This is a genomic window from Coleofasciculus sp. D1-CHI-01 (genome assembly GCF_040218875.1).
In the GTDB taxonomy this organism is placed as follows: domain Bacteria; phylum Cyanobacteriota; class Cyanobacteriia; order Cyanobacteriales; family Coleofasciculaceae; genus Coleofasciculus.
On the sequence record NZ_JAVJQP010000019.1, the window covers coordinates 1 to 12619 of the forward strand.

The following is a 12619-nucleotide window of genomic DNA, read 5'->3' on the forward strand; positions in this document are numbered from 1 at the left end:
GGTAAGATTGCAGAACCTGTCAGCGATGTCACTCTCACCGGGAATGTGTTTCAAACCCTGAAAGATATTGACGCGATCGGTATGGGGGAGCAGAGGGAGCTGGGGGAGCAGAGGGAGCTGGGGGAGCAGAGGGAGCTGGGGTAGCAGGGGGAGCTGGGGGAGCTGGGGTAGCAGGGGGAGCTGGGGGAGTGATTTCCTGATCAACCAATGACAAAGGACGAATGACAAAGGACGAATGACATAAGACGAATGAAAAAATTCGATAAGATAGGAAACAGTGTCTTTATTTAGGGAAACGCCAAAGACTCATGGCTAAAAAAGGAATGATTGAGCGCGAGAAAAAGCGCCAGAAGCTGGTTGAGAAGTATGCGGCTAAGCGAGCAGCACTGAAAGAACAGTTTGATAATGCGTCCTCTCCGGCTGAGAAACTAGAGATTCACCGGAAGATCCAACAGTTACCCCGCAGTAGTGCGCCGAATCGGGTACGGAATCGCTGTTGGGTAACCGGGCGTCCCCGAGGCTACTATCGGGATTTTGGTCTATCTCGCCATGTGCTGAGGGAATGGGCGCATAAAGGATTACTACCAGGAGTAGTCAAGTCGAGTTGGTAGAGTTGGGTCATTGGTCAATCGTTCTTAACCAAAGACAAAGGACAAAAGACCAATGACTGATGACTAATTCCCACAGCAACGGTCAATACCCAGACTGTCGAGGAGCAAATCACTAACCGCGTTGGCGATCGCGAATTCACTATAGAAGCTTTCTCGGAAGTCAAAAGCCTGCATTTCGGTGACAATGGCAATGACCAAAGAACCGACATCGTTTTCGCCTTCTAAGCGTTGGCGGACAAAGATTTGGGAGGCGCGATCGGCAATGTCCTGATTGGCTGGTTCTGGTAAAAATTCATGATCCAGCCAGTACACCAAAGCGTCTCGCAACCATTTTCCTTCCTGCTGGGCATTTTCAGCAGGGGGAAGGGTAACTGGGGGTATGGGTTCAGCCATAAAATCTCAAAAGTTAGCTGTCTACAGTCAAAACGTTCATTTGCGGGATGGGAAAGCTACTATTCTGGGGACATAATCTGTTCGGCATTGAGAAAGTAATCTTTGATTTAATCAGGGAGATGTCACTTTTAAGCATAGCGAAATTATGTCTGATCAGGGAAATCTTAAAATGGTGTTTAGCAATTCGAGAACAGGGAATCTCAACCGAGTTCTAGTGCTATGGAGTTAAATATTCCGACAATAATTCAAGGATATGCTCAAGGCTATTTTTTGATGGCGGATGAAACCGGATCACTAGAGTGGTACTCTAGTCGCCAGCGAGCAATCATTCCTTTAGACGAGCGGTTTCGCTATCCTAAATCTCTACAACGGGTTCTCAATCAGAAGCGGTTTAGCACGGCAATTAACCGAGACTTTAAAGGAGTTATCGCAGGTTGTGCCAATCGGGAAAGCACCTGGATTTCTCCGGAACTCCAGGAAATTTATTGGTTGCTTTATCGGGAAGGTTGGGCGTATAGCTTTGAAACGTGGCAAGGAAATGAACTCGCGGGTGGGATTTTAGGGATTCTGATTGGCGGCGCGTTTATTGGCGAATCCATGTTTTACCGGATTCCCGAAGGCTCGAAGGTGGCGTTAGTCAAATTAGTCGAGCGGTTGCGATCGCGCGGCTTTTTGTTGTTTGATGTACAAATGATGAATCCTCACTTGGCTCGCTTTGGCGCTTGTATGATAGAGGAGCAAAAGTATCAGGTGCTACTACGACAGGCGTTGCGACGGCGATGTTATTTTGATCGGATTCCGGTATAAAGAGGCAACAGCCAGGGATTGAGGCTTTTTACAAGTCTTATAGCAACCGCCATGGCTGTTAGGACACATAATTTAGGTTCCAGACGTTGCATGCAACGTCTCTACAATGGTGCTTAACCGGATTGAGTGGTTAACAACTCCGCAGGTAAGCGCTTGAATGTCAGCCGTTCGTTCTCCACATCCACAAATATGGTATCGCCGTCACTAAACTCACCCCGCAGCATGGCTTTAGCCAACTGGGTTTCTAATTCTCGCTGAATCGCCCGCTTCAAGGGACGTGCGCCGTACACCGGATCATACCCAACTTCAGCTAAGTAATCGATCGCGGCTTCCGATAGCTTCAGTGACATTTGCCGTTCGGCTAGGCGTGTTTCCAGTAACTGAGTTTGTAGGGAGACGATATGGCGTAACTGGTGTTTTTGCAGGGCGTGGAAGATAATCACTTCATCAATCCGGTTCAAGAACTCCGGACGGAAGCTGGTTCGCATCGCATCCATGACTCGTCCCCGCATTTCGTCATAGTGGGTGTCATCACCAGCTAAGTCAAGAATGTACTGTGACCCAATATTACTGGTCATGATAATTACGGTATTCTTGAAGTCTACTGTATGCCCTTGAGCATCGGTGACGCGACCATCATCCAGGATTTGCAGCATGATATTGAACACATCATTATGTGCCTTCTCGATTTCGTCGAAGAGAATCACCGCATAAGGGCGTCGCCGGATTGATTCAGTTAACTGACCCCCTTCTTCATAACCCACATAGCCAGGAGGCGCACCAATTAGGCGAGAGACGGCGTGTTTTTCCATGTATTCCGACATATCAATCCGCACCAAGGCGTCTTCGGTGTCGAACAGATAGGCGGCGAGGGCTTTTGCCAATTCGGTTTTCCCCACACCCGTGGGACCGAGGAAAATGAAGCTAGCCGTGGGACGATTGGGGTCAGCTAATCCTGCACGCGATCGCTGAATCGCATCGGCGACAGCAGTAACGGCTTCTTCTTGTCCGACGACTCGTTGATGCAGTTCGTCTTCGAGTTGTAGCAGTTTCTCTTTTTCGGATTCTACCAGTTTGCTGATCGGAATTCCGGTCCACTTGGAGATAATTTCGGCAATATCAGACTCGGTGACTTCTTCCCGCAACAGGGATTTGCCACTGGTTTGGGTATCGTTTAGCTGTTGTTCCGAGGATTGCAGGGATTTTTGTAACTGGGCGAGTTTCCCGTATTTGAGTTCAGCCGCCCGATTTAGGTTGTATTCCCGTTCAGCTTGAGAGATTTCTATATTCACCCGGTCAATTTCTTCTTTAATCCCTTGAATCCGATCCAGAACGTCTTTTTCCGATTGCCATTGGGCGTTTAAGGTGCGTTGTGCTTCTTTGAGGTTTGCCAGTTCTTGTTCCAGGCGATCTAAGCGTTCCATGGAGGCTGGATCACTGTCTTTTTGCAGGGACAGTTTCTCCATTTCCAGTTGTAGGATTTTGCGATCGATTTCATCGAGTTCTTCTGGTTTGGAGGTAATCTCCATTTTCAGGCGGGCGGCGGATTCATCGACTAAATCAATGGCTTTATCCGGGAGGAAGCGATCGCTAATATACCGGGTGGAGAGGGTGGCGGCGGCGACTAAGGCGCTATCGGAGATTTTAACGCCGTGGTGAACTTCGTAGCGTTCTTTTAACCCTCTGAGAATGGAGATGGTATCCACGACACTGGGTTGATCGACGAAGACTTGTTGGAAACGCCGTTCTAATGCGGCATCTTTTTCTAAATATTTGCGATACTCATCTAAAGTTGTCGCACCAATACAGCGCAACTCGCCTCTAGCCAGCATGGGTTTGAGTAAATTCCCCGCATCCATCGATCCTTGAGTCGCCCCTGCACCGACAACGGTATGGATTTCATCAATAAACATGATGATTTGTCCTTTGGAGTCGGTGACTTCTTTGAGAACTGCTTTCAGGCGTTCTTCAAATTCGCCTCGGAACTTCGCCCCGGCGATTAACGCCCCCATATCCAAGGCGATTAATTTTCGATCTTTGAGGGATTGGGGAACATCGCCAGCGACAATCCGTTGTGCTAATCCTTCTGCGATCGCGGTTTTACCCACTCCGGGTTCCCCAATTAGAACGGGGTTATTTTTAGTGCGACGGGAGAGAATTTGTACCGTGCGGCGAATCTCATCATCTCGCCCAATCACGGGGTCAAGTTTACCATCTCTAGCGGCTTCGGTTAAATCCCGTCCATATTTGTCTAGGGCTTCGTATTTGCCTTCTGGGTTTTGATCAGTCACAGTTTGGTTCCCCCGAATCTGGGTAATCGTCGTTCTCAGTGTTTGTTCGTCTAGTTTAAATTCCTGAAATAAGCTTTTGCCAAAGCGATCGTCTTTCACATACGCTAACATCAGATGTTCGACGGAGATGTAGTCGTCGTTAAATTCTTTACGGTAGCCATCCGCCCGATCTAATAAGGTATCCAGGCTACGCCCCATATAAATAGAGGAACTACTCCCAGACACCTTGGGTTGACGCTGGATAAAGGCGTCGGTGGCTTCCCGGATTCGCTGTACTGGGATTTGGGCTTTATTGAGAATGCTAATTGCCAGCCCTTCTTGATCCAGCAGCGCTTTCATTAAATGTTCGCTTTCAATTTGTTGTTGCTGGGCGGCTTTAACCACCTCTGGGGTTTGGGCGAGGGCTTCCCAGGCTTTTTCGGTAAACAGATTGGGATTATTGGGTTGCATAGTCAGTCGTTAACGTAGAGAATTTGTTTAACTGACCTTATTGTAAAAAGCGGGTGGCGATGGCTGGATCGGTGTTCACGGCTTTTTTACGGCGTATTTCAGCACCACGGAGGTATGGTAGAAGGCAGAGGGCAGATGGCAGAGGGCAGATGGCAGAAGGGAATAGTAGTAAGCTGTTCGGCATTTAAATCTTAATGTTAACAATGGCGCAATGCTTGTAGTGCGAGCCAGAAAGCTCGCTACTAATACCTAATTTAAATGCATTACAGCTCCTATAAACGTAAGTTTACTGAATTCGCGGTTGGTTAGAGTATATAGCCGTAATGTAGGGGCGGGTTTAGGGATAAATCTTGAATCAACACTGCTAACCTATGTTCAAAACCCGCCCTTAATCCTGGGCATCTCCTCCATAACCTTGCTCCAAATAGTCTTGATTTTTATATGGATAAACTAAACTATCGTCAACTGGTGCAAGCCATCCTGAAACGTCATGTAGGCAATGGTTTAAACCATAATACAGACGTTCAACTCATATTTGATCTAGAGCGCGATCGCTATCAAGTTTTGCATATTGGTTGGGAAGGGTTGAGTCGCGTCTTTGGTTGCATTATCTATGTAGAAATTAAGGAGGGAAAGATTTGGATTGAGCGCGATGGAACAGAAATTGGAGTAGCTAACGAATTAGTTGAAGCTGGTGTTCCTAAGCAAGATATTGTCTTGGCTTTTCATGCTCCCTATAAACGTAAGTTTACTGAATTTGCGGTTGGTTAGAGTCAGTAGCCGTAATGTAGGGGCGGGTTTAGGGATAAACGTTGAATCAACACCGCTAGCGTTACGGCAAAACCCGCCCTACCCCTACCTAAAATTGGGGAATAGGTTTAACCTTAATTGGATGCACGTCAGTAAAGGGCGCACGCCGTGCGCCCCTACGGTTTCTGGATGTAATTCTAATCTACCCAATTAGGTAGTCACGCCAAAACTTTTGCGGAACAACTTTATAATTACTTAACCTACTTTCTCCGACGCAATTCGTTCAGGATGGGAGTGATAATCTTAAACATACTCCTTCACTCATCAATCTCCTACTGCTTTGGCTGTACTTTATCTTATTGCACAGCAAGGACACGGCAATGCCGTACCCCTACAAGTGCCAACCCTCCTGAAACGTCATGTAGGCATAATGTAGGGGCGGGTTTAGGCATAAATGTTGGATGCAACACCGCTAACATTGCTGCAAAACCCGCCCTACCCCTACTCATCATCGGGAATCAAACAAAAACAAAAGTCTCCCTTTTCAGAGAGACAGATAACCAAGATATATTAATTGAGTCGCTCAACACCCTCTCAGTTAATTGTGCGCCCGACTCAAAATTTTGAACAAAAGAACCTAAGACTAGGCGATCAGTTAAATTGGGAATGGGTAGCGAGCAAGATGCAAAGCCTGCGGCATGGCTTCGCTAAACGCACTACGGCAAGGATTTCGCCATTATTGAGATTAAGGTTTAAATGCCGAACAGCTTATGTGCTGATTGACATCAAGTTCAGACAATGCCAAACGCTAAAATAAACGCAACCGTTAGCAATTACAGTTAGAGCCTGTCAGATGTCAATCAGTCCTACTGTTTCCCCCCCTCCCCTAGAAAGTGGCGATCGCCTCACTCGCATCGAATATGAGCGTCGCTACCAGCAAATGCCAGAAAAGACAAAAGCCGAATTAATAGAAGGAGTGGTTTACGTGGCTTCACCCGTTCGTGCTAATCGTCACGGTAGACCCCACGCCAAAATCATCACCTGGTTGGGAATGTATGGGGTGGCGACACCGGGAGTGGATGTGCAGGATAATACCACAGTCCGTCTGGACACCGATAACGAACCGCAACCGGATGCTTTACTGCGAATTGAACCGGAAGTTGGAGGAAATTCTCGGATTACCGAGGATGATTATATTGAAGGCGCACCAGAATTAATTGTAGAAGTAGCGGCTTCCAGTGCCTCTTATGATTTAAACGATAAACTAAATGCCTATCGTCGCAATGGTGTCCAAGAATATATTGTCTGGCAAAGTTACGAAAATCGTATTGATTGGTTTCGCTTAGAAGCAGGGAGATATATTTCCTTAGAACCCGATGAAGCGGGGATTATTAAATCTCGTGTTTTTCCAGGATTATGGTTAGCGGTCAATGCCTTGCGTGAGGGGAATTTAGCTGATGTTTTAGCCGTCTTGCAGCAGGGAATACAGACAGCCGAACATCAGGCATTTGTGCAGCGTTTAAATCCACAGGGGTAATAATGTAGGGGCGCAAGCCTTGCGCCCAGAATTGTTTAACGCTACGCTATTAAGCTGAGGGCGACCCGATCCAATTGAGTGGAATAGTGTTGTTAATTGATGCAAGCGGGTCGCCCCTACCGCCCGAAATCGTTTCAAGCCCTAAACGATTAAACAGAGGGCGACCCGATCCAATTGAGTGGAATAGTGTTGTTCATTGATGCAAGCGGGTCGCCCCTACCGCCAGAATCGTTTACAGCTACGCTATTAAACAGAGGGCGACCCGATCCAATTGAGTGGAATAGTGTTGTCCATTGATACAAGCGGGTCGCCCCTACAGTTCATTAAATTCCTCGCCATAGCCATCGTGTAGGGGCGGGTTTAGGGATAAACGTTGAATCAACACCGCTAACTTTTGTGCAAAACCCGCCCTTCATCATTGGTGTCTCACCCATCCTTGTGTCGGGGCGGGTTTAATCATTATTGCCGCAACTTTTTCAGTGTCTTGATCACTTCCTGGGATGACTTCATATCCCCTTGCTCATAAAACACTTTTGCCGCTTTCTGAAAATCGGCAATTGCCCGTGGTTTATCTCCCAGACGACGATAAGCAAATCCCCGACAGGTTAACGCCGTGGCATTATTTTGATTATCCTGTAAGACATAATTAAACGCTTCAATAGCGCCGTGGAAATCTTCCTGATTTAACTTGTGTACGCCGATTTTATGATACTCTTGAGGCGTTGGTTCATCCGTCGCCACGGATACAGGTTCTGGGGAGAACGGAGTCGCCAGAGAGAGGGTTTTCACCCTGTCCAAATCCGCGATCGCGCCTTGGTAATCCCCCATCGCCGAACGCACGGTACTGCGTTGGTTATAGGCTTCTGTACAATTAGGATCGAGATTCAAAACCTGATTATAGGCATTCAGCGCCGCTTGATAATCGCCTAATTGATAACGTAAATTCCCTTGAACCATTAACCCTTGAATCAGTTTCGATTCATCATCCTCAACGGCGTCGGGTTCTTGATTCAATGTATTGGCAATCTGTTGGAAAAATGCCTTCGCCGCCACGGGTTCTAGGCGCATCGCTTGGTCAAAATCCTCAATACTTGACCAATTTTCCCCCAACTGCAACCGCACATAACCACGATTCAGATACGCTTGAGCATCATTGGGATTCAATTCTAAGACATGGTTAAAATCCGCGATCGCCTCCTGATACGCTCCCAAGGCGATTTGATTCATCCCCCGGTTAAAATACGCCGCCGTCAGATCTCGATTAATCGCTAAAGCGCGATCGCAATCTCCAATAGCATCTTGATAAGCCTCTACTTCAAACCGAGCAATTCCTCGATTTAAATACCCTTCCGCTAAATTCGGATTCATCCGAATCACTTGATCACAATCTGCGATCGCACCCTGATAATCTTCTAATGCCAACCGCAGCATACTCCGATTCAGATAACCTTTAGCATAATTCGGATCAATTTGCAAGGCTTGATTATAATCCTGCATCGCCCCCCAGCGATCATTAAGCGTCGCCAGAATCAAACCGCGATCGCTATAAGCTTGAGCATTTTGAGGATTAAGCCGTAACACCTCATCAAAATCCCCGATCGCACCCAAAGCATCTCCCTGACAATAGTGACTCATCGCCCGATAATGGTAAGCCTGCGCCAAATCGGGATTAATCTGCAACGCTTGGTTAAACGCCGCGATCGCACGGCGATAGTCCCCTTGCTGAAACGACGCGATTCCCTGACTCAACCAGGTATCGGCGTCAGATTGCACATCCTTTATCCCAGTCGAGGGACTCTTGGATACTTTAGAATTCCCTGATAAAACCATATTCTCGTCCTGCTGATGCTTGTCGCCACTCATGTCCGTCAACCGAACAGTTTCTCCTCTTCTTGTTTCGCAGGTGCGATCGCTTCATCCGGATTCGTCATTTGCAATAATTGAACGGTTAGGTCAGGGCGGGTTTAGTTACATCAGGGTGAAAACGAAATGTTAGTAGTAAAACCCGCCCCTACAAAAGATGTTTTATCGGAACGCCTCTTTTCCCTCTGCTTCCCCAGCTTCCCTCTCACGGTACCAATTTCCTGACACTGAGCGTTTGCCACTTTTCTACATCTTCACCATTCCGAACAGGTTCTGGTGTGGAAATGGCTCTCACTTCATCAAAGAAAACCTGAGTGTAGGGAATAACTAACTCTGTGGCTAATTTTTTTTGAACGGCTTGATCGAGGTGTTGGTAAAGCAAACTTAAATGGGGATTGAGAACATAAGCAGAAGCATTAGCCGAGTTATGGCGCAATGTTTCGGAAATCTGAGTCAGAATTGCCGATGGGTGAAACTGCACAAATAATGTTTTAGTATATAAATCGCTATAGCCGACCTGATCGATATCCAGCATAAACCCAGAAACATTCTTTACGGCTGTTTCGATTAATTTATCAACCGATTCATCAGCCGTATAGTTTTCCGAATAGATAGTGACATGAGGCTCAAACCTTGGCGCATTATGGGCTTTAGCTAGAGAATTTATCATCTCTTGAAAAAAGGGTTGATAAGCTGCTGATGGTATCAGCCAGAACGATATTTTAGTCTTCATTTGGTATCTAGGGCTGTATATCCCATGTAGGGGCGGGTTTAGGGAAATAATTAGGGGTTGCTGAATAAGTCTTGTAGTGGGGTAGGGAGCAGGGGAAGCCGGGGGAGCAGGGGGAGCAGGGGGAGCAATGATACCCCTACAAGTAACTGATGATCGTATGGGTAAATTCAGAACTCATCCTCAGATAAATCTGACAAGTCCGGCGGAACCACAATCCGATCAACCGAAACTTTGTGACTTTCCCGTTCACTATCTAAATCTACCGTAATCGCTTCAAACCGGATTTCTACTGTCCCAAAGGGTACAACCAACTGAGTCAAGGCTTCTAATTCTCCCGCTTTATTCGGACTTAACTCCATTAACCACCGGGGTCCATCGAGTAGGGAGCGACTTTGGCGATCTTGAACCCATAATTTAACACCCAAGCGAGCCGAATGAGGATTCAATTTAATCTTTACCAGTAAAGGTTCCCCAGCCGCTAGTTCCTGAGTCGGGATGAATAGTTCTGGTGTGGGTAAGGGCGTCCCTAAGTCGAGTGGAGCCATGTCAGAAGTTCTCAGGTGCGATCGCGCTCCTGTTTCTGTCTCAACGGTTCTTGAACCAACTAGCCCAGACGCTGAGGATTCGGTAGTCGGGGGTTCATCCTCAACCACAATTTCTCGCTCCAACAATTCCTCACGATTCAAGGGAGGATGATCGGGTTGAACAGGGGGTTCGAGTTTCGGGATCTGCTGATGATTTAGACTCCCCACCTCCTCGGTGTCTTCATCCCACATCGATTCATCAAAGCCATTTAATTCTTGATCTTCATCATCAGAGGATGGCGAAATTTCTTCGGGTTGAGCAAATAATGGATCAACCTCTGGCTCGGATAATTCCCCTTCCAACTCAACCAAGTCCTCGCTAGGGGGTAACTCCACTTTCAGCCATTCGGCTAAATCCGTATCCGTCATTAACGCATTCAAACGTCCCCAGAATCGGTTATCCAGATTCAGTTCAGTGAAAGCGCGATCAACCGCGATCGGATCTTGGTCGATGGGTGCAGCACTTGACATCGCGGCTGTTTTCCACTCGGATAAGTCTGAATTCGATATCTCTTCTCCCTGAGAGGATTCGGGTTCCGCCTCTGGTGTTGATGTCCAGACATCGGATATCTCGGTGGACTCTGTAGAAGCCTGTTCAGATGTTTCTGCTAAGGCGGCGAGATTGTCCTCTAGGGGGGGCGTTTCTTTTGAGGGTTCAGCGGACTCAGTTCCGGTTTCCGCCTGCACAGAGGCTTCAGTGACAGCCGTGTGAGGAACAGGGATAGTCTCGTTGGTTTCCCCCTCGCCTGTTTCTGACACCAGAGATTCGGTGACAGATGAGTCGATTACGAAGTCTTCTGTTGTAGCGTCGGGTGCTGAAGGCGTTGTTTCGGTTGTCTGTTTATCAGTCGGTTCAACAGCTTGCGATCGCGTTTCTGTTTCTGGCTGGATTTCCGCAAGGGATTCCGATGCTTTCCCTGTGGTTGGTTTGGGCTGAGAAAAGGTAGGCAAATCCAGCGATTTGGTTAATCCGGGCTGGGATTGGGGGTGATAAAGCTGTGGGGGTAAAGGTTGATGGGATGAGGGTTGGTAGGTTAAAGGCTTGCGGCTGTTCCGATTATCAACCAGATCAAGAAATATCTGATTCAGAGGAATTGACGGTGACTTGGGTTGTGGGGTAGAAACCTCAGGCGTTGTGTCTTCCGATTTTGTCCAATTTCCCGATTGAACCGCAACTAACAATTCATCTAAATCTACGGTGACTGTAAACGGTTGACTGGCTAATGCTGTCCCCGTTGATTCGTACAGGTTAAGTTTTCCTAGTAATAAACAGGTTTTGCTGTCTGAGGGAATCTCTAGAGTCTGGCTAAACGTGACCGGAAATGCGGGTGCAGCTATGGGGGTTCGGACATCCACGACAACCTCTCCGGTTTGCGGATGACGTAATTCGTAGTGTAGGATGCCCTGAAACTGATTCGTCTCACTTAGGACAGTTTCCCTAGGGTCTAGCGGATGCACCTTTAACTGATCCACCTGTCCGGCTACAGTCAGAGATTCTCCCCGTTGTGTGACTAAAGCTTCCTCCTCTAGGGTTACGATTAATCCTTGCCATGACGTATCTTCCTCTGGGGAAAATTCGGATTCTGGGGAGATGGGAATAGGCAATTCTGAAGACTCAGACGCTTCAAATTCTTTGATTACCGGATCAAGTACCTGTTGCAACACTTGCTCTAGCACTTGCAGGGATTGATCCAAGATGGGATTGGAGATAGGAGATTGGGAAGAGGTAGAGGTTGGAATCGGGATATCGGGTTCAGGAATCTCTAACTCAGGTAATGCTTCCGGTGGGGGAGAGGTGGCTTTTGTTTCTGAGGGTGTCATTTCCTCTCTATCCCCGGTTTTGCCATTTATTGGGTGGGAAAGGGAATGTTCTGTATCCGTTTGAGAGGTGTCTGTCGCCGCTATCGGGGTTTGAGAGGGGGTATGAGGTTGGGGTAATGTGATTGTCTCAGTTAGAGTAGGTAACTCAGTTGGAGAGGGGGATTGGGTGGATTGGGCGACAAGGTGAGATGAGTCGAGTGAATCATTATCCGCATCCGCGATCGCAGGTTGCTCTGGTGTGGGGAGAACCTCTTCTGTCTCTGGGCTAGGGAGGGACGTGATCAATGGGGGGTGACGTTCCTCAGGATGCGCGGAGTCATTATTAGGAGTGATCTCATATCCTTGTGCCTTCTGTGCACCTTCTGACTTGTGCCCTCTATCGTCTGCCTCTATAGAGGCTTCTGCCTGATTGAAAACCTCACTCACCTTAGGTACAACTGATAACTGTACCGTTTCCTGCCAGGAATTGCCCAAAAAATCGGACATAATATCCCCACAGCAGCGCAACTCCCACAGACCGGGCTTAAGATAGGTAAAGGGAATAATCACCATTAACCCATCAGGGTTAGTACGGCGCGATCGCTTTTGATACCGTCGCTTGGGTGGTGTTTCATTCGTATCGGTATGCGTCACGCAAATTTCCACATCGGTATTGGCGCGACTCGAATGAGCCACTACCCGGTATCGACCCACATCTAAGTCAAGCTTAGGGGATTTGATCGGTAACCAAGTGCGATCGCCCTCTTTTTGGAGTAGAAATTCCCAATAGTCCATAATCG

General features: G+C 47.6%; 9 protein-coding genes and 1 pseudogene. 5 read left to right on the forward strand and 5 right to left on the reverse strand.

Annotation, left to right across the window (positions count from 1 at the left end; all coding sequences use genetic code 11):
* Positions 1–81, forward strand: a pseudogene (locus RIB93_RS03590) (metallopeptidase TldD-related protein); the annotation flags it as partial.
* 227 nt (positions 82–308) lie between these two features.
* A complete protein-coding gene (rpsN, locus tag RIB93_RS03595; RefSeq protein WP_446349045.1) occupies positions 309–611 on the forward strand; it encodes a 30S ribosomal protein S14 in 303 nt (100 codons plus the stop codon).
* 63 nt (positions 612–674) lie between these two features.
* On the opposite strand, the gene RIB93_RS03600 is transcribed toward rpsN, so the two are convergent.
* Complete coding sequence (locus tag RIB93_RS03600) at positions 675–1004, reverse strand: hypothetical protein (protein WP_006101347.1); 330 nt, start codon at positions 1002–1004, stop codon at positions 675–677.
* Positions 1005–1223: 219 nt separating this feature from the next.
* Here RIB93_RS03600 and aat point away from each other — a divergent pair, with 219 nt between their 5' ends.
* Positions 1224–1811: a leucyl/phenylalanyl-tRNA--protein transferase gene (gene aat, locus RIB93_RS03605; protein WP_446370364.1), complete on the forward strand. Its 588-nt coding sequence runs from the start codon at positions 1224–1226 to the stop codon at positions 1809–1811.
* Positions 1812–1924: 113 nt separating this feature from the next.
* On the opposite strand, the gene clpB is transcribed toward aat, so the two are convergent.
* Entirely contained in the window at positions 1925–4552 is a 2628-nt protein-coding gene (clpB, locus tag RIB93_RS03610; protein ID WP_446370366.1) for an ATP-dependent chaperone ClpB, read from the reverse strand.
* A 441-nt stretch (positions 4553–4993) separates the two neighbouring features.
* Here clpB and RIB93_RS03615 point away from each other — a divergent pair, with 441 nt between their 5' ends.
* Both RIB93_RS03615 and RIB93_RS03620 read left to right on the forward strand, forming a co-directional pair.
* The gene (locus RIB93_RS03615; protein WP_446370368.1) at positions 4994–5323 is read left to right on the forward strand and encodes an element excision factor XisI family protein; all 330 of its coding nucleotides are present in this window, start codon (positions 4994–4996) and stop codon (positions 5321–5323) included.
* An 832-nt stretch (positions 5324–6155) separates the two neighbouring features.
* The gene (locus tag RIB93_RS03620) at positions 6156–6839 is read left to right on the forward strand and encodes a Uma2 family endonuclease (RefSeq protein ID WP_446370370.1); all 684 of its coding nucleotides are present in this window, start codon (positions 6156–6158) and stop codon (positions 6837–6839) included.
* 459 nt (positions 6840–7298) lie between these two features.
* On the opposite strand, the gene RIB93_RS03625 is transcribed toward RIB93_RS03620, so the two are convergent.
* The 3 genes from RIB93_RS03625 to RIB93_RS03635 all read right to left on the reverse strand — a co-directional run bounded on the left by RIB93_RS03625 (position 7299) and on the right by RIB93_RS03635 (position 12614).
* Positions 7299–8702, reverse strand: a complete 1404-nt coding sequence (locus RIB93_RS03625; protein ID WP_446370372.1) for a tetratricopeptide repeat protein — start codon at positions 8700–8702, stop codon at positions 7299–7301.
* A 205-nt stretch (positions 8703–8907) separates the two neighbouring features.
* The gene (locus tag RIB93_RS03630; RefSeq protein ID WP_446370374.1) at positions 8908–9435 is read right to left on the reverse strand and encodes a 2'-5' RNA ligase family protein; all 528 of its coding nucleotides are present in this window, start codon (positions 9433–9435) and stop codon (positions 8908–8910) included.
* 167 nt (positions 9436–9602) lie between these two features.
* Positions 9603–12614 (reverse strand): hypothetical protein, encoded by a 3012-nt coding sequence (locus RIB93_RS03635; protein ID WP_446370376.1) that lies wholly within the window; start codon positions 12612–12614, stop codon positions 9603–9605.
* Between the last annotated feature and the right edge of the window lie 5 nt (positions 12615–12619).